Source organism: Blastopirellula marina, assembly GCF_002967765.1.
Lineage (GTDB): Bacteria > Planctomycetota > Planctomycetia > Pirellulales > Pirellulaceae > Bremerella > Bremerella marina_A.
Window position 1 is genome coordinate 323,344 of the sequence record NZ_PUHY01000001.1, and the last position, 19,404, is coordinate 342,747.

Annotated in this window: 11 protein-coding genes; 3 read left to right on the plus strand and 8 right to left on the minus strand. The window is 52.1% G+C overall.

Features of this window, described 5'->3' with window-relative positions; translation table 11 throughout:
• Position 1 precedes the first annotated feature (1 nt).
• From C5Y83_RS01160 to C5Y83_RS01170, 3 genes are read left to right on the plus strand one after another with little or no spacing between them, the layout of a single operon-like run.
• On the plus strand, positions 2 to 1,330 hold the full coding sequence (locus C5Y83_RS01160) for an asparagine synthase-related protein (RefSeq protein WP_105327882.1): 1,329 nt from the start codon (positions 2 to 4) through the stop codon (positions 1,328 to 1,330).
• Complete coding sequence (locus C5Y83_RS01165) at positions 1,323 to 2,285, plus strand: radical SAM protein (protein ID WP_105327803.1); 963 nt, start codon at positions 1,323 to 1,325, stop codon at positions 2,283 to 2,285. The genes C5Y83_RS01160 and C5Y83_RS01165 overlap by 8 nt, the downstream gene beginning before the upstream one ends.
• Positions 2,282 to 3,814: an NAD(P)/FAD-dependent oxidoreductase gene (locus C5Y83_RS01170; RefSeq protein WP_105327804.1), complete on the plus strand. Its 1,533-nt coding sequence runs from the start codon at positions 2,282 to 2,284 to the stop codon at positions 3,812 to 3,814. Before C5Y83_RS01165 ends, C5Y83_RS01170 begins: the two co-directional genes overlap by 4 nt.
• On the opposite strand, the gene C5Y83_RS01175 is transcribed toward C5Y83_RS01170, so the two are convergent.
• From C5Y83_RS01175 to C5Y83_RS01210, 8 genes are all read right to left on the minus strand, one after another.
• Positions 3,811 to 7,395 carry an FG-GAP-like repeat-containing protein gene (locus C5Y83_RS01175; RefSeq protein ID WP_105327805.1) on the minus strand — a complete coding sequence of 1,195 codons (3,585 nt, stop codon included), beginning with the start codon at positions 7,393 to 7,395 and terminating at the stop codon, positions 3,811 to 3,813. The two genes, C5Y83_RS01170 and C5Y83_RS01175, sit on opposite strands and share 4 nt — an antisense overlap.
• A gap of 19 nt (positions 7,396 to 7,414) precedes the next feature.
• The gene (locus C5Y83_RS01180) at positions 7,415 to 9,274 is read right to left on the minus strand and encodes a CRTAC1 family protein (protein WP_105327806.1); all 1,860 of its coding nucleotides are present in this window, start codon (positions 9,272 to 9,274) and stop codon (positions 7,415 to 7,417) included.
• A complete protein-coding gene (locus C5Y83_RS01185; protein ID WP_105327807.1) occupies positions 9,271 to 12,150 on the minus strand; it encodes a multiheme c-type cytochrome in 2,880 nt (959 codons plus the stop codon). Before C5Y83_RS01185 ends, C5Y83_RS01180 begins: the two co-directional genes overlap by 4 nt.
• 374 nt (positions 12,151 to 12,524) lie before the next feature.
• Positions 12,525 to 14,312: a CRTAC1 family protein gene (locus C5Y83_RS01190; RefSeq protein ID WP_105327808.1), complete on the minus strand. Its 1,788-nt coding sequence runs from the start codon at positions 14,310 to 14,312 to the stop codon at positions 12,525 to 12,527.
• A 10-nt stretch (positions 14,313 to 14,322) separates the two neighbouring features.
• Positions 14,323 to 15,708, minus strand: a complete 1,386-nt coding sequence (locus C5Y83_RS01195; RefSeq protein WP_105327809.1) for a tetratricopeptide repeat protein — start codon at positions 15,706 to 15,708, stop codon at positions 14,323 to 14,325.
• A 94-nt stretch (positions 15,709 to 15,802) separates the two neighbouring features.
• Positions 15,803 to 16,288, minus strand: coding sequence for a carboxypeptidase-like regulatory domain-containing protein (locus C5Y83_RS01200; protein ID WP_105327810.1), 486 nt, complete (start codon positions 16,286 to 16,288; stop codon positions 15,803 to 15,805).
• A 54-nt stretch (positions 16,289 to 16,342) separates the two neighbouring features.
• The gene (locus tag C5Y83_RS01205) at positions 16,343 to 17,401 is read right to left on the minus strand and encodes a DUF1559 domain-containing protein (RefSeq protein ID WP_105327811.1); all 1,059 of its coding nucleotides are present in this window, start codon (positions 17,399 to 17,401) and stop codon (positions 16,343 to 16,345) included.
• 161 nt (positions 17,402 to 17,562) lie between these two features.
• Positions 17,563 to 19,401, minus strand: coding sequence for a CRTAC1 family protein (locus tag C5Y83_RS01210; RefSeq protein ID WP_105327812.1), 1,839 nt, complete (start codon positions 19,399 to 19,401; stop codon positions 17,563 to 17,565).
• Positions 19,402 to 19,404: the final 3 nt, after the last annotated feature.

Here is a 19,404-nt window from a genome sequence, read left to right on the forward strand (position 1 = left end):
GATGCATAACATCGTCCCCATTGAACGCCTGGTAAATCTTCTCGATCCTGAGGGAAACGCCCTGCTTAACATGTCCGTTGACGAGGCGGTCGAACGCGTTGGATCGGGCGATCCAGCACGTGTACGTGAGATTGATGGCCATTTTGCATTGCTTTCAAAGAACGGTACGATCATTCGCATGGCGCGATCCATTGGTCGCCCGATGCGTTACTTCCTGGCGAAGCGATCCGAAGGCCCGTGCCTGGTTGTCGCCGAGAGGATCGACGAGATCTATGAGTTTCTCAAGAGCGAGGGCCTGCACGGCCAGTTCCATCCTTCCTACACACGGATGGTTCCCGCGCACCACATTATGGAGTTAGCACTCGTCGGCTGTCCCGATCCCAATCCGACGACCATCCGCTACTTTGATCCTCAGCCGAACCAGCTAAGCAGCAACTTAGACGAAATCGGAGCACGGTACATCGGTAAACTGGCGGAGGAGATCAACGGTTGGCTCGATTCAATTCCATCCGAGCAGCCACTTGGCGTTCTCTTTTCCGGGGGAATCGATAGTGGCTCTGTACTCTTGGTACTGTACCATTTGCTTCTCAAACGAGGCGAGTCCCCAGCTCGCCTAAAAGCATTCACCTTAAGCGTCGAGAATGGTGGCACCGATGTGGGTCAAGCCGAACGTTTCCTTGCTGAACTTGACTTGAGCATGTTTTGGGAACCGATAGAGGCCCAAGGAGACGACCTCGATTTCCGAGACGCCGTTCGAATCATCGAAGATTACAAGCCGCTCGATGTTCAAGCGGCAACGATGGGGCTGGCGTTATGCCGTGGCATCCGCAACCGTTATCCAGATTGGAAGTACTTGATCGATGGAGACGGAGGTGACGAGAACCTCAAAGATTACCCAATCGAGGACAACCCAGAGCTCACCATCCGCAGTGTGTTGAATAATCAGATGCTTTACCAGGAAGGTTGGGGAGTGGATGCCGTGAAACATTCTCTGACCTATTCCGGAGGGCAAAGTCGTGGACATGTTCGATCGCATGCCCCGGCGAAGGCGCTGGGATTTAGCGGATTTAGCCCGTATGCGTTGCCAAATGTGATTGAAGTCGCCGAAGGCATTCCGTTCATCGAACTTACCGATTGGAGCCATGACGAGCTATACAAGCTAAAAGGGGAAATCGTCCGCCGAGGTGTTGAGCAGATCACGGGATTGTCGATGCCAGTCTTCGAGAAACAACGTTTCCAACGCGGCACCATTTCTAGCGAGCAATTCGCGGAGCTATTTCCGACCGACGAAATGGAATACCGTCGAGCTTTCGCGCAACGTTATGAGTAAGCCTTCCCAACGTCTTACCGACGCCGAGATCCTGGCATATCGCCCGCCGAAAAACAAGGTAACGGCTGATCAGCCTTACGCTTACCTTGTCGAAAAGGAGCGGGCTGCTAACGGTACGATTGTCGACGTAGCGACCTTGTTTCTGACAAATCGTGAATGTCCGTTTCGTTGCTTGATGTGCGATCTGTGGAAAAATACCACCGACACGAGTGTCCCTGTCGGTGCGATTACCAATCAGATCGATTTCGCCTTGAGCGAATTACCGCCTGCGTCGCAAATCAAGCTATACAACAGTGGCAACTTCTTCGACGCAAAAGCAATCCCGTCCGCCGACCTAGAGGGAATTGCATGCAGGATGCAGTCCTTCGACCATGTTATTGTCGAAAACCATCCTCGACTTTGCGGTGATGCCTGTCGAACTTTCAGCAAGCTACTCGCGGAAACGACTCTCGAAGTTGCCCTTGGACTCGAAACCGTTGACCCGCAAGTATTACCACGGCTCAACAAGCAAATGACGCTCGATGATTACGCGCGGGCAGTGGAACGTTTGCTATCCGCTGGGATCTCAGTGCGAAGTTTTATCCTGCTTAAAGCACCATTTCAAACCGAAGAGCAAGGCATCGAATGGGCCCTTCGCTCCATCGAATTCGCCGTCGGTCTGGGTGTCGGTTGTTGTGCCGTCATCCCAACCCGCGAAGGCAACGGAATCATGGAGCAACTACGATCACTCGGTCACTATGCGCCTCCTACGTTATCGTCGCTTGAACAGGTCATGACCGAAGGCTTGCGGCTCGTTGGTAATCGCGGCCGTCTTTTTGTCGATCTCTGGGATCTGAAGCAATTCGCTTCATGTCAACGATGTGTGGGGAAACGCAGTAATCGTCTTGCGGAAATGAATCTTCAACAGCAGTCACTTCCCCCGGTGGCATGCAAATGCAGTGAGTTAACGACGTGAATGAATCACTCTCGGTCGACGTCGCGGTCGTGGGAGCAGGTTTCGGGGGAAGCTTGACTGCGCTGATCCTTAATCGCATTGGCTTCCGCGTGGCCGTACTCGAACGTGGTCGTCATCCTCGTTTCGCGTTGGGCGAATCTTCGACCCCGACAGCCGATTTGGTTCTCCGCGATTTGGCTAGGCGATATGATCTTCCGTTTCTAAATTCGCTTTCCCGTTATGGTGATTGGCTGCAGAGCTGTCCCGACATCATCCGTGGCCCAAAACGTGGCTTCTCTTACTTCTCTCACCAGGCCAATCATGAATTTGAATGCCACGCTGACCACCGTAATGAATTGCTTGTAGCTGCCAGTCATAGCCAGGCCTCAGCGGATACCCATTGGCTGCGCAGCGATGTGGACTCGTTCTTCGTCCAGCAACTTGAGTCTGCGGGAATTTCCTATTTTGATCAAACCGAGGTTACGGTTGAAGATGATCGACCTAGCTGGCAGCTTGTTGGGTCGCGAGAAGATGGAACATCGCTTTTTATCCAAGCAGCGTTCCTGATTGATGCTACAGGAGAGGCCTCTTTCCTACCGAAAACGTTTGGACTGAAGCAACTTGGCGACCGGATGCGTACGAATTCCCAAGCGGTCTTCGCCCACATGGAAGGAGTGCTTCCTTGGGAAACCATGCTTCAACAGCAAGACGCTCGCACAATAGACCATCCGTTTCCGTGCGATGCAGCTGCCTTGCATCATTTACTTCACGTTGGCTGGATGTGGCAACTCCGTTTTGATAACGGAGTAACGAGTGTAGGTATCGCAACTAACTCAAAAGCATCTCCGTTAAATCCAAAGCTGAGTGCTACAGATCAGTGGAATCAGACTTTAAACCGTTACCCTTCCCTGGCGAAGCAGTTTGCATCTTCGCGCATCGTCGCGCCTAAAAACGAGATCTGCCGAACAGGGCGATTACAACGACAATGGTCGCAGTTGTCCGGACTGAACTGGGCCCTGCTTCCCCATACGGCCGGATTTGTTGATCCGCTGTACAGCAGCGGCATCGCACATACGGTTTGTGGCATCGAACGACTTTGCCACTTACTCGAACAGCACTGGCTGCGCGACTCGCTTGAAATCGTGTTGGATCATTATGCCAGTACGATTCGATCTGAACTCGACCTTCTGGATGAACTGGTCGCTGGAAGCTACGCCGCAATGAACGATTTTTCCCTTTTCGTCCCGTACTCGATGCTCTACTTCGCGGCAGCCACGACTTATGAGACAAATCGACTACGTTCCAGTTTCACACCGGAAATGGCGATACTGTGTGCTGATAATCAGCCATTTCGAGAAGTCGTAACCCAAGTGACAGGTGAGCTTAGACGCGTCGTGAACTCCGAGAGATCCGACCGGACAAGCTGTCACTTCTTTGAAACGGTGGCGACCGCAATCGCTCCTTATAACACCGCAGGTCTTTGCGACACATCCGTTAACAACATGTACCGCTACACAGCCGTCGAGAAATCGCACTCGCACCGAGCCTAATTCGCGAATGCATTCGTGCTCGTCTGACTCCATGATCGGCGGAAAGGCGCCGAACTCTGTCGCCGCGTTTGATACTGTCTTAAGTACTCTTGGTACGCACCATTTGCGGGATATTCTTTCGCCGGATAGCTCCCCATCGCCTGGTAAGGGAGAGGCTCCGAAGAGGTGCCGTAAATCGTATTCAGGTCGGCGTCCTTATCCCAGCCGACACTATGCAACACGAAATCACGTTTCCAACCGGGCGGCAGCGGCTGGTCAGGCACATCGAATGATAGAGAGATCTCGTCCCCTGATCCGATAACAACGAGCTGGTCATCGACTTCTTCGAGTAATGGCAACACATCCCCATAGCGAGTGTAATTTCCGCTCATCGCCGGCCATTTAGGACGTGTTGAGAGTTTGGTGTAGTCGTAACGTTCTGGACCGAAGGCGGGGTGAATCAGACACTCGGAGAAGCCACGATACGCCAGCTTGGCATCGCTCAGCTTCAATGGAATCTCTTTAACTTCGACGTTCGGCGAAGAAGTCGTCACAAACGCGGCGTCCCAGTAAATCTCAATACTGGTGCCAACTCGCAACCGGTAGCGGTCACTAGCAAATGCGTTGGTGATATCGATCGCGATCGTCTTCGTTTTGCCGCCAGGGAACCCTGTAAATGGAATGGTTTCTACCCATTGTCCGTCATCGTCCAGCGACTCGATAAATGGAGGACGAGGGGGGGCAATTGAATCGTTTTCGGCTAGGCCGACATTAATCGAAGTGTCAGAAGGATAGATCCACCCGGTCAGGAACAAGGTGATCTGCTCAGCATCCCCCAGGTCCTCAAACTCAAGTTCGATAAAGTGTGGCTCGGTAACGCCCTGCAAGATCTTCTTTTTGAAGGATTTTACGTAGTGGTCATCCTGCTTGCTTAGCAGCTGCGACACGTCTCGTCCATGTGTATCGAGGGCAAGCTTTGGCCATATTTTTTTTTCAACGGCGTACAGTTTGTGCTGAGCAATGCTGGGCGGTCCGACTTTTTCATTCGTATACACCTCGACATTAGCCGGATGGTCGATCGCCATTAGCTGAACATGGTCAAAATAAGCGGCCTCCCATAATTCCTCGGTAATTCGAATTTCGTACTTTCCGTTTTGTTGGGACAACATCTCACCTGGCACTTTGATATACTCCCACGGGCGATCCGGTACGATCTTGCCCTCGGCACTTTGCAGACCTATTGGTGCGGCCCAAAGCAGATCAGTTACGAATTCGAATTTCTCTCCATTCCAAGTGTAGAGGTAGGGGCACGATCCCTTCAGTGTTTGTCGCTCGGTGATTAACGTGTTGATTTCAGGCTGAATGATGCTCTGAGGGATTCCATTGGTCCAGATTACCCGGATGGCATCGGCTTGTTTTCGATCTCCCAAACCGAAGTGCGTAATGCCTTGCCGAACAACCTGAGCTTGGTAATTCGCATCGATGCGAAGTTCCAATAGCGATCCCAGTCCGTATTGATTCACCCGCCCACTTGAACTTGCCGCACCTCCCTTGACCTGAGCAGCTAACAGCTGCACATCAATCCAGTGGTTTTGATTACCACCTTCATTCATCAACGGAAATATTGCGTCCGACGTCAGCAGCACGAGATCAAGATCGCCATCCCCATCCAGGTCGGCCTGTTTCGCCGCGATTATCTCAGCATCAAGTTTAGGCAGGGTGGTTGAGGTTTGTTCCATCCTGCCATCAGGTTCACCCCGTAGCAGTTGGCTGCCTTCCTCATCAAAGGCAAATAGGTCTTGATAACCATCGTTGTCGTAATCGAGAAGCTGCCAGTGAAGCGGGAGACTCGCGTCGGCCGACTTGGTACTCAACGGAATCACCTTTCCTGTCTTGACGGTCCGAGTTTGAGCCACGTTGAGCGTGTCTTTGTCGGCATACAGGATATCCCAACTGGCGTTGGAGTCCACGTCGATGATATCGAACATCTTGGCATGCTCAATACCGGCGATGTCTTTCGATAACGATTGCCAACGCATGCGGCGATGACGCAAGTTTTCGAAGTACCCCAGACCGGGACTTCCCTCGTACAATGCAATGATATCGAGGTCCATATCGCGGTCCCAGTCGACAGCAATCGCCTGTTTCAATTTCGCGTTGCCCTCGACGCCGCTGATTGCCTCGACCACCCATGGCTCAAAGTGGAGCCCATCGACGTTACTCCAAACCGTTGGGGTACCACTTGTCCCGATGAAAAGATCCAAGTCACCATCGTGATCAAGATCGGCTGGAACAACGATATGGACATCGGGGGTCGCGTGCTCCTGCGTGATAACGGTCAATTGCGGTTGATTGCCTCCTTGGTTCTCGATAATAGAAACGCCACTCGCACCGTAGAGGACCAAATCGAAGTCACCAGCTTGCCGAACTTCCCCTCCGGCAATTTCTATGTCACCGTCCAAGTCGACTGCCAACACCTTTGCATAGTCGCCGCTAATCTCTAACCGCACGGGCGGTGCATATCCGTCGCCTGATTCGTGCTTCAAATAAATCTCAATGGCATCTTGCTTCAGCAGCGCCAAGTCCATCGTGCCGTTTAAATCGAAGTCGACCAGCTCGAGATCTTTGACTTTCCCGCCACTGTCTATTTCAATCGTCTTGCCAGGAACATACTTCACTTCAATTCGTGGGGACGTGGTTGCCAGTGCCGCTGCGTATTTGACATAAAACTCTGGCGAAAAATCCGTTACGACAAACTCCAACGGACTACGTTCAACCATCAGCCGATCACTTTGAACCGCTTCCTCCGCCCGAGTCGCATTGCGTATCATCTGAACGGTTCGTCGCACTACGGCCCAGTTCCCCTGCCGAGCCGCGTCGCTGGCTTGAGCAAGCATGTCGTCTAAGGAAACGCCAACAAGACGTTGAACGGATGTCTCCAGCGGAGAAAACACTTCTTTAGCTCGGTCTAGCACATCGGCTATCTGTGGCGCTTCCTCACTTACCAAGGCCGGCATTTGCTCGAGAAGTACTGCCAGATTATCGGGTGCAAGCTTCGCTGCGTTGTTCAAGAACTCGCTTGCAGCGTCGGTATATTCAGGGCCACCTTCTTTTGCCGCTTGATAGGCCTCAAACCAGATGGCGGCACTGGATGGATCCAGTTCGGCGGCTTTTTTCCATGAAGTGAGTGCCGCCGCCAGGTCACCTCTCGCCAATTGGACGCGGGCCAGTAGGCTGAACGTCTCTGCAGACTGCGACTCAAGATGCTGGAGTCGATCCATCCCCGCCGAGAGTTTCTCCAGCACCTCAGCATTCGGCTGACCCCCGGCATTTTGAAGCGACATTAGATGAGCAACGACCTGATTTTGCGGACCCAATTTCTCATCAGGAAACGCTTCGGTCAGTTGAAGCCAGGATGGAAAGGTCTTGTCAGGCTGCTCCGATTCGAGGTAACCGAGCGCGACATTCTTCTCGCTCAATAGCGCTCGCAGTTTGGCGACATCCATCGCTGAGTGTGACAACGATTTCCAAGCCACAAGCCCCACGACAAAACTGAGAATCAGGCATCCGGCGAGAAGTAGTAGCTTCCGTGAGAATGACATGGGGCAAAGCGATGCTTTTTTAGGAAGATTTGGAGATCGTATGCGATTGATTGACTTCGACCGGCGAAATTTCTTGTACCGTCCCGTCGGGCCATGTCACTTTGATCGACTCGATGGTGTCTGATTTACCAAGTCCAAATGTCAGTGGAAGTTCGACCTGGCTTAGATAGCTGCGTGTGGGCATGACTTGGCGTCGCATGGTTTGCCCGCCAGCGGAAAGCTCGACAATCGCTCCTAAGGCACCTGTATTCCCGTTGCCGCCGTCGAGCGTTATCCGCACCCAGTTCTCACCCAGATCAAGGTCGTTACGAAGCAACCGCGGAGGCCCGCCAAGGCCAGCGATGACCACATCTAGGTCGCCATCATTATCGATATCCGCGAAAGCCGATCCACGCCCAACCATCGGCTTTACGAGATCGCTGCCACATTTTTCCTCAGGGACCGGAACGAACTCCGTTGCCTGTTCAGCACCGCAGTTTCGAAACAACTGTGGTGGCTGTTCGTAGTGCTGACTTTCCTGAACACGATGGATATCACGCTCCAAGTGTCCGTTGGACGCCATTAGGTCAAGCCGACCGTCGTTGTCGTAATCGAAAAAGAAGACGCCAAAGGTCAGGAGCAACCGAGTTTGCGGACCAAGGCCAGTGGCAACCGCCTCGTCAGCGAACAACATTCCACTTTCGTCAGCGACATAGAGTGCCGTCATTTCGTTTGAGAAGTTTCCGATCACGACGCCGGGGTCGTTGGTATTTCGGAACGTTCCAATGTCGATTCCCATCGCACCACGGGCGTTGCCGCTATCGTCAAACGCAATCCCCGACAGGCTGCCTTGCTCTTTGAAAGTTCCATCTCCCTGATTGCGAAACAACATATTCTGTACGGTGTCGTTGGCCACAATCATGTCGATCCAGCCATCCCTGTCTAGGTCGGTCATGACAACGCCCAACGACTTTGCCAGAGGCACTTTATTTACAGGATCACGAACTTGCAGACCAGCTTGCTCGGCGACTTCTTTGAAGCTTCCATCTCCCTGATTTTGGAAGAGATAGGGAAACATACCGCCGAAGTTCTGTGGTCGACCGTAGGCGCGTGCCCCGCCCGTTAATTGGAAGTTTTGGCTGATGTCATATTGCCGATTCCACTCAAGATAGTTGCAAACAAACAAGTCTAAGTCGCCGTCGTTGTCGTAATCCAGCCAACCGCAACTTGTGCCCCAAGCATCTTCCGCTCCAGCGACACCCACCGATTCCGCCACTTCCTCAAACTTACCGTTGCCAAGATTACGGAATAGGTAGTTTCTGCCTACCGCCGTAAGATAGACATCTGGAAGAGAATCTCCATCGTAGTCTCCAACGGCCAATCCCATGCCGTAGCACTCGACGTCCAGTCCTGAACCAGCAGTGACGTTGGTGAATTTGCCAGTGCCATCATTCTCGTAAAGACCCTGATAACTTGGCTTGTGGTCGTCCCCACGATTCCACGGCCAGACACAACCGTTACTCAGCAATAGGTCCTGATCGCCATCATTATCAAAATCGAAGAAAGCACAGCCGCCTCCCATCGTTTCTGGCAATAACTTCTGTTCGGAAAAACCATTCTCGTGGACAAAGTCGATCCCTGCCTCTTTCGTAACATCGGTGAAAAACACCTCAGGGATCTCGACGGGAATCGACTGGCGAACTTCAACGCTACTCAGCTTTGATTCGACCGCCGGGGGAAGTGTTTCTTTTGGCAGGAGAAAATAGGCTGCGACGATTCCAGTAATGACCAATCCAACAATGACGGCCAGAGACCAACGGAGCGCCTGCCCGATGACTTGATCATCCTGATCGAGCTCGGGGTCGTCCATCGAGATGTTAGCTTGCGGGTCGTTGGTCATTCCGACTTTTCTCCCTCATTTGAATCTGATTTCACTTCAGCTTTCTCGGAAGTTGGATCCTTCTTACGTTGCAGCGGATATTTCGTTACTTCTTCCGATACATCATTTGCCGCCGGGTACTTTTCGCGGGCCAAGCGAACGGCGTTACCTTGTGCCGTATCATCTGACTTGTAGCGTTCATGCATTTCGGCATGGTGCTGAGCTTCCTCTGGCTCGTCCAGCGCTGCGTAGACTCGCTGCAAATTATAATGAGCCGTCACATTTTCGGAATCGATCTCTAGGGCGCGATGGAAGTATTCTGCCGCTTCATGCAAGTAAGCAATTCCTTCCTCTTCTTTCCCTTGTCGACGACGCTGATTTCCCAAATCGTACAGCGATTGTCCCAGCAGATTGAGAACTACGTAATCCTTGCTGAAGTCAAATCCACGACGCACCATCTCGGGGGTCCGTCCGTCAACTACGCTTTTCAGATTGTTGATTGCTGCCGGGAGATTACCTTGCTCCCGATTGACCATACCGCTGAGCCATGCCCAGGTCCATTCAGGATAGTTCTTCTCGTCAGAGAATTCCTTAGCGCGTTGCAAAGCTGCCACAGCGTCGTCAAGCCGACCTTCTGCCGAATACGTTCTTGCCAGATTCATCGGTCCGTCCCAACGATTCAACTTCTCTACTTCCTTGAAGGCAGCCTCTGCTTGACGCAGTTGCTTCTTGCCAGAGATCAGCAGACCAATTCCGTAATCATTCCAACGTTTCCACAGATCGAATTTCGGAATTGGATTGGTGACTTTGACATTCGATCCTTCCACGGCAAAGGTCATGGTATCCGTCGCTAACGTTGTGATCGGGAGATCGTTAACATAAGTACCATTCTTCTCTTCGCCTCGAATCTTAGCACCAAGTTCCTGGTTGGATTTGGCGACAAACTCCATGTATTCCTGATCGAACTTGCGATACTTCAGTTTAGCTTCAACGGTCACTGGACCGTCGACGTCCTCAGGCAACGTGAATTCATAGTGAACTGTATCAGCAGCGCCGGGTGGAATCTGGTTGTTATAGAGCGGCGTGAAGATATCTTGCGCGTTTCGGCGGTTAATGCGATTGCCATACTTGTCTAGCATGAACACATTCACTCGGTGTGCCCAAGGATCAACTTCGTTGCCACGTTCTGGGTCGATGTCACCACTCTGACCGATAATCCGATCACCCGACTTCACAATCACTTCTAACCAAATCTCGTTGGAATCGACTGTCCCTTGCGTGAAGTGATGGCCTAATTTCAGTGTACGAATCACAACATCCAACAGATACTTTTGTCCTGGGACCAATTCCGGCGATTCCGGGCGAAGCGGAGCGATCAGCGGAGAATCGATTTCGCCACCTGGATGTAGCCCAAAAATATCGACGCGAGTCACGTCCTCCAGGAACTTCTGATGTGCGGCGGTGACATCGGGTTTGTCACGCATCCAGGATATACCGGTGTTCGCCGAAGGGAAGAGATGGTCGTGGACTTTCAAGATGCCCGAACCATCGAAGTCTTTCGCTCCGAAGTCGTTCGACGCTTCAAGTGGCATGTGACACCCATTGCAATTTACTTGGGCGGTTTCTGGGTAATAGAAACTGCGACTTCCGTGTCCCGAAACACCGCTGATCAGGTAAGAATCGTAGTGATTCTGACCGCGGAGGAAATCTTTATAGTGCGTCACTTCCGCGGGCAGATGCACTTTATGGCACGTGGAACAGAATTCAGCCGTCTTATGAAGCGGTTTGAGGAATGTTTGCTTGTGGAACTCTGGCTTGGCTTTAACCAACTGCCGATTGATCCACTGCAACGCTGGGTTCTCGCTGTAAGCGAATGGATACTGAAGCGGTTCCTCAATCGTGTAGTCGGCATTACCACGATTACTGTTCACGTTCGTGATCGCGTGGCACACCGTGCACGTAATCCCAGCTTGGCCGGTCGGATCGGTCAGCATCTCGAAGTTCGGGTCGTCGAACTTTCCACTGAAGAAAGGAACTGGATCGTGGCAGCCCGCACACCAGCGTGAGGCTTGAACTGAGCCGTCACGCTTGAGTGAAACCTGGCGGGTCTCGTTTACACTTGCCAAATAGGCTGGATTGTTGAAGGAACTGAACCGATGCACACTGTCTTTCCAACCGTTGTGTACATCTTCGTGGCACTGTTTACAGTACTGATCGTTCATCATGGCTCGGGCGGGGATAAAATCGCCAGAAGTTGTTCGTGCCAGAGATGGCGAGAAGTATTGTAGACCAGATTCCGGGCCGACTGCGTTCCAGCGCCGCGGATCTTCACGATGCATCACGGTCATCACTAGGAGCATTACGGCGACAACGCCGACGTAGCCCAGACCAATCTTCCATTTTATCTTTGGTCCCGCCAGGCGATGCAACCAATACAGCCACACGGCGGTCAGTGGCACGATCACATGCAACCAATAGACAACGCTTCGTACGGCTGGCTGTTTCAAATCGAAACCACTAACGCGAGTCAACAAGACCCCAGTGACAAGCACGATTATCCCAGCGGCAAGCAATGCGTAGCCGATTCGAATTGCACGAATCTTCTTTCGTTTTCTCGTGGCGTACCAATGAACACCACCGAAAACGAGAAAGGGCACGATAAGCAGGAATCCCAGTATCAGATGCCCTAGGAACATGTACTGATAAAAATAGTTCTGATAGGCATGCCCAGAGAACCATTCCATGGCTGTGATCGATGCCAGGTAGGCTGAGTTCGCAAAAAGAATGGCGACGATCGCCAAGACAATATTCAGAAGTATCCGCAGACGTGGACTAACGGCTCGCGCGGCTTTTGGTTTACTCGCGGCTTTAGCCAGTAGATCTTGCTTGGCTTCCATAGGGCATCAATCGAACGGTTGTTGGAGTGCGAAAAGATTGGACAATGCAACCTCGGTCGTTTCGTTGGATTCAACGTTGTGTGGCACATCCGGTTGACCTTACGACAGCTGCCATGCGACCACGACCCGGCGTACACCATCAAAAAGTAGAATCGGGAATTCGCTACCGCTTACCGATTCCCGCGATACTCTCGCAACTAGGCCTGGATAGTTTGCTACCCAGACATACCTAAAGAGGGTGGCTTAATGAAAGGACGAGGAGTGAAAAGTCATGCTTTATTCTCACCCCAGCGCCTAGTTTTTAAAAGAGGCTTTCTCTGTTTCTTACCTGATCTAGCGTAACGTATAATCGTTAAATACGGCAGATTTGCCGGTCATTTAGTCTGAGATGGGTTCAATTCCGTGCATTCGCCCCCTTCGATGATTTGCAGAAACCTCCCAGACGGCGGGCTCTCGAAAATCTCCTCGTTACCATTTGGCCAACGAATGAGTATCCGCTTTATCTTGGCCGCCCCCAGTCCGAAGTGAACCCGATCGCCGTAGCTCGATTGATACCCCCGACCCCGGCGAACTTCGGCTTGTTGGTTTCCTTCTGTCGTTTCCAGCAAAATCTTCGCCCCAACTCCATCTCGATTCGATTGCTTACCAACCAAGGATATCTGGACACTTCCTGCCGCTGAATTGAGATCATTTCGCATTACAGTAGGTGGAGCATTTACGTTTAGGATGACGATATCCAGGTCTCCATCGTTATCTAGATCATCGAACGCGGCTCCTTTGCTGGACTCCAGAATTGCCATTCCCGAACCACTTCGGTTGGAAACATCCGCAAATCGACCTTTCCCGTCATTCTCGAGATACGCGTTGGGTACCCGTACCGCGGTTCGATCGTCCACGTTTCGCGCATTTACCCAAAAGTGCCCACAGGCAACGAAGATGTCTTCGTCCGAGTCGTTATCGAAATCGGCAAACGTGGTCCCCCACTTCACATGCGGCAACGTACTAGAACCGCTTCCACTGGGCTTAGACATATCTTGAAACATGCCGCCGCCGATGTTTTCGTATAGGGTTGAAAGCTCACCACTAAATGTTGTCATGTAGAAGTCAAAACGCCCGTCGCGATTGAAGTCGCCCACGTCGACTCCCATGCTGCCGTTAGCATTTCCACCACTGTCGTACGCGGTGCCAGACAGAAGCGCCACTTCCTTGAATTTGCCGGTTCCGTCATTTTGAAACAGGAAATTCGCGGCGTAGTCGCCACATACAAAGAGGTCGACGTCTCCGTCATCGTCATAATCGCTTGCGACGATCCCCATGCCAGGCCCCGCGACAGCGCTAATCCCTGATTCGCGACTGATATCCGTGAACGTTCCGTCGCCATTGTTACGAAATAATACGTCAGGTGTGGGATCGTAAGATTGTGGCCCCGAGGAGAACTCAACGTCTCCGATCTTATCCACCACATTGGTTTCGTAGGTGAAATCAACGTAGTTAGCGACGTACAGATCAAGATCACCATCGGCATCAATATCAAGCATCGCTGCCCCGGCTCCGACTTTGTCGCACTGCGTTCCCGTCTCTTTTGTGACGTCTGTAAAGGTACCGTCCCCGTTGTTTCGGTACATGACATTCGGACCGAAGTTGTTGAGGTAAATATCCTGGTCACCGTCGTTGTCATAATCACCGGTGACGATGCCGAGTCCATACCCGGTGTCACCTACGCGCGCTTCTTCGGTGACGTCGGTGAACGTCCAATCACCGTTGTTACGGTAAAGAGCATTGCGTGGTGGTACGTCGTACTTCGAGCCTGGATTAGGAGCCCCATTCAGAAAGTAGATGTCCACGAATCCGTCGCCGTCGTAATCGAACGTCGCCAAGCCGGCTGCTACCGTTTGTACGATGTAACGACTACCTCCCTGTCCGTCCGTATGGACGAAGTCAATACGGCACGTGTCAGTGACGTCAGCAAATTCCGCTTTGCCCGCCGGTGTTGGAAGAATGGTTACTGGTGGAAACGTATCCCCCATGGCAACTGGACGTGGAGTCGTCTCTGTTCCATTCTCCGTCGCATCGCCCTTGCTTAGATTGGGAGACGTCACTTCCGACTTGCCGTTGCATCCACAAATAACAAGAAGAATCGATAAGAACACAGTCCGCTGCATGACTTCCAATCTATTTTGATATGGGAGCGACTCGGGTGGAGGATGGCATAAGTTTCCGAGCGTTTTCTTCGGCTTGCTGTTTACCTTGTAGGTCTCCCAATCCGGCACTAGCTGCGGCTAAGACCTGATAGGCATGAACCGATGGCGTGATCTGGATACTCTCTTGCGCCATCTTCTGTGCACTCTTCAAATCGCCTTCTTCCAGATAGTAAGCAGCCAGGGCAGTTGCCACCGTCGATGAGTCTGGCATCCGCTTATAAGCCGCGAGCAGTGCGTCGCGTCCGCCAGCAGGGTCTCCTGCGAGGAAAGCAATTTTCGAGAGGTTGACGTAATTCAAGGGATTGTTTGGCTCGACAGCAACCAAACGGCGCTCCGCCTGGTAAGCATCCTGAAAACGTTCCTGCCGATATAGCACCTTCGATAGGACTCGATAGATGAGTCCACCCTGCGGATAAATCTCCGCGGCCCGCAAAGCAATCTGGGTCGCTTGCTGTGCGTCTCCTTGGTCGAGATAAAACTCCGCCGCCTGCGCCATGGTGTAGCCGACAATTCTCCGCAGGGACTCGTCATAGTGTTTCTCGAACTCACCTCCCCCTGTTTTCGTTTCAGGACGGAGTTGTCGGGAAATCTCCAGATGCTTGTCAGCAAGTTCAACATCTCCCAAACGGCGCGCGACGTTCGACAAAATGAAGTGCAACGATCCGTTCGACGGATTCACTTCAATACCACGTAAGCAAAGCTCTTTAGACGCTTCCAGTTTGCCACGCTGAGATTCGATTTCTGCCGTGGTTTGTAACAGTGTAGGTTCTCTGGGGAATTGAGTTAGGGCACGGTTAGCCACCTCGGCAGCTTCATCTAACTTACCTGTCTGTTGGAGGCCACGAGCAAGTTGCGTCGCTAAATCAACGTTGCTACGGTCGTCTTGGAGAAGCTTTTCCAATCGGGTAACTGCTTCCTCTGGGCGCCCCTGCTCAAGGGCAACTCGGGCTAGTCCCGTTTGGGCCTCAATCGACTGCGGGCGGAGCTTCAATGCCGCTTGCCAATGCGATTGTGCTTCCTCGTATCGGTAGGTGCTCATCGCAAATTCAGCCGCAATCTTGTGCGGAACTACCACGGTTGGATAGTCATCGATCAGGTTCGTGACGACCTCTTCGGTTTCCTTCCTTAACTCCTCCGAAGTGATCGATACTGGCTCAAGCGGAAGTACGATGGGCTTGGCATTCGCAAGCGATGGATTGCCGTTGAGTTCTTCTGGAAGATCACTTGATGGTGCTGGATAATACCGCGCCACCGCCAACACCACGAAGACTGTGACGACGATGATTACGCCGTAAACGACATAGCTCGTTTGCGATGCACTTTGCCTTGCCGGCGTTTGCTTGCGTTTCTGGGCCAAGGGAAGAGCCTAAGAGATACAGTGCCTACGACGAAAAACACACTGCGATCGGCGACCGCAGTGTGTCATGAAGTTCGATCGATTTCATCAATCGTTACGGTAGCTTGCCGTCCGATGTCAGTGCTAGATCAATCGTATTCTTACCACTTTTAACTTCGCGGACGATCTCGGTCTGCTTGTTGTAGACCGCCGGAAGCTTTTCCTTCGTAGCGGCATTGTTGTAGTCCGATTGCCTAGTCTGCATTAATTCGGCATAGCGAGGATCATCCGAAGGAATATCCTCCATGGTTTCGGTTGTGGCTTCAGGGACCGATGTGATCGATACCTTGTGCGTGCCAACTACTGCGCCAGCTTCGCTGATGTAAGCCAACGTATATTCGCCGTTATCATTCGTCGTCGCCGAGGAGGCACGTCGGCCATCTTCAGGGACAAACGAGACAATGGCGTTAGAGAGGGGCTTGCCGTCCAGCGTTACCTTCCCCGAGACTTGGCCCAGGGAAGGTCCACCTTCACCACACCCGACGGTAACCGCCAAGCATAGTAGAAACGTGAACGAGATACTCAGGTTTCGGAAACTCATTTTTGAATACGCTCCTGCAATGCTGGGGTTCCGAGGTGTACCGTATTAAATCGACTATGGTAGCGATGCGGCTTCACCGCCGTTTCGGCTACCAAGAGCACCCCACACACCGTAGTCAGACTGACCACTTGGTGTTGCCTGGCTATCGGCTGCTTGATTACCAGTATTGATGTTCTGGCTAATGAACTGGACCGATCCGTCAGCCATGCAGACGTTACCACCGCCTGGGTGCCAACTGGAAAGCGTTCCCATGTGTTCGTTGCCGTCGACACCGCCCCAGTGGCAGCTAGGACCATTTGGCCCAACCATCGTGGCGAAACCAACGAAGTAAGGACGTCCGTCCCAAGCACGGCCAGTGTGAGGACGATAGTCAGCACGCACATCGCCAGTCAGGCGCTTAGTGGTGACATCGTATCGAGCCGAACAGGCTTGTGGATTCCAGCTTTGCATGTTTAAAGCAACACCACCGCGAAGATCGGTTGGACCGCCGGAACCGGCGATTTCACCCACCATAACCGTGTTCGAGAGACCGTCGGTAATTCCTGCGAAGTTGATCTTACGATCGATTTGGAAAATACCTCGATTGTCACGACCTTGGTTTGGACGGAACTGGTTCTGGTGATAGTCGTCACCGACGCAACCCTTGTAATTCAAGATGCAAGGACTCTCATTTCGATTGGTTGGAGGAGCGTCGGATGGGCAGGTAAAGCCTGCGATGTCGACTTCCCAGTTTTGCTGAATCCATGTGTCAGTCGCGGTCGTCGCCCAAGGGCTAGGAAGACTGGAACTCTTTGCACGGACTTGGATGTTGTCGTAGAGCGCCGTTTGTTCGATGTACGGCAAAATGTAGATCGTCCACGCGTAAACTCGGTTACCACCCCAGTCACCATCGATGGCTTGGTTGCCTAAAGGTGGCAACTTACCGTACGTGTCGTGTCGGTTATGGAGAGACAACCCCAGTTGTTTGAGATTGTTGGTGCACTCCATTCGACGCGCGGCTTCGCGGGCTTGCTGAACAGCTGGTAGGAGTAATGCGATGAGAACTCCAATGATGGCAATGACTACCAGCAATTCAACTAAGGTAAACCCACGACAAGATTGTCGCTGTACCATTTTCACTTCTCCCTGAGAGAAAAGGCGTTGTTGAAAAGTGTCTTCGTTTTTGAGGCGGAAACAAAGACAAAAGAAAAGGCAAAATAACTTACGAATTAATCTTAAACAAAGTCCCATTATTCAACAAGTAGTGACGTGAAAAACATACACTTCACGTGAATTCACCCTGACCCCCTCTCCAGAACCACTTGCTGCATACTGCCGATCTTTGACCCGGAAAATATCTCAATTTGACCGTCGGGCCACCTTACTTCAACCTGGTCGATATCTCGACTTTCTCCCAAACCAAAAGTAAGGCGTCGACCATAGTCTCCTTGGTAACCTCGCCCGCAATAGACTTCAGCAACTTGTTTAATGTCGCCGGATATCACCGTAACGCGACTACCTACCCCGAATTGGCTACCATTCGGATCCTTCAACCTGATTTGAATGGACTTGTTATTCGAGGTTGAGTCGTTTCGCAAAATCGTCGGAGCGGCGGCCGAGTTCAGCACCACCGCATCAACGTCGCCATCGTTATCCAAATCATCAAACGCCGCGCCACGGCTACTTTCGACAATGGCCATTCCACTGCCAGCGGACTTAGAGATGTCGGCGAAAGAGCCGTTGCCTTGATTGAGCATAAGGTAGTTTCGAACTCGTTTTGCTGTGCGGTCGTCAATTCGTTCGATCTCATCGAAATGGCCGCATGCCACAAACAAATCCAGATCGCCATCGTTATCGAAGTCGATCAAGCCCGTTCCCCAGTGAACATGTGGGAATAGTTCGTTGCTGATACGTGCCGTACTTGTTGCATCTTCGAACAGTCCATTACCTAGGTTCCGATACAACACCGGCATTTCCGATTGCCAATCAGTGAGAAAGATATCGATATGGCCATCATTGTCGTAATCGCCGCAATCGACGCCCATGCTGGCGTTCTTCTTCCCGTCGAAGTCGTAGGCAACGCCAGTGATGATCGCGACCTCTTTAAATTTTCCACTTCCGTCATTCTGCCAGAGGTGATTCGCCGCATTGTCATTGCAGATGAAAACATCGAGGTCGGCATCTTCGTCATAGTCCGTGGCGATGATTGCCATCGATGGACCTGACATCGAACCGATACCGGACTCTTCCGTGACATCGGTGAATGTTCCATCCCCTTCGTTGCGGTACAAGGTATCTGGCACGGCTTGGTAGTACTGGGGGCCAGCCTTGAAAAAGTGTCCTTCAATCTCGATTGGTACGTGTGTCTCGAAGGTAAAGTTGACGTAATTCCCCACGTAAAGATCGAGATCACCATCTTTATCCATATCAAAAAAGCTGACACCTGCCCCAAATTTGTCGCCGTTACCGGTCCCCGTCTCCTCAGTCACGTTGGTAAATGTTCCATCACCATTATTTCGGTAGAAGACGTTGGGCCCGAAGTTGTTGATGTAAAGGTCTTCATCGCCGTCGTTGTCATAGTCTCCCGCAGCGACACCCATGCCATGCCCAGTGTCCCCAACACCAGCTTCCTGCGTAACATCGGTGAACGTCCAGTCGCCGTTATTGCGGTATAAAGCGTTGGTCGGGGGCGTCTTGAAATTGGTACCCTTCAAGGCGCCGCCGTTGAGAAAGTAGATATCGATGAAACCGTCGGAATCGTAATCGAACAGCGCAACGCCGCCCGTTGAGGCTTCAACGATGTATCCTTGGCCACTGCCTCCATCGTTGTGCTTAAACGTGATTCCTGACGTTTCTGTGACATCGGTTAGTTGAATGGTATGCTCAACCGCTGGGGCTTCCGCTTTCAACTTCGGAAGGGATTCGACGCGAATTGGCGAATTGTTCGACGCTTTCGAAGCCGCCGTCGGAAACGATTGAGCCTGGAGCCCTTTCGGTTCAGCGTTCTTCGCGCTCGCAATTTCACTTTCATCCGTGGGCGTAGCAGGGCCTCCCACAGAAATTGCAGGTTGAGACTGCTGTTCACAACCGCTGAACAAGATCGCCGCGGCCAATACTAGGACAAGCTTCTTCATGGA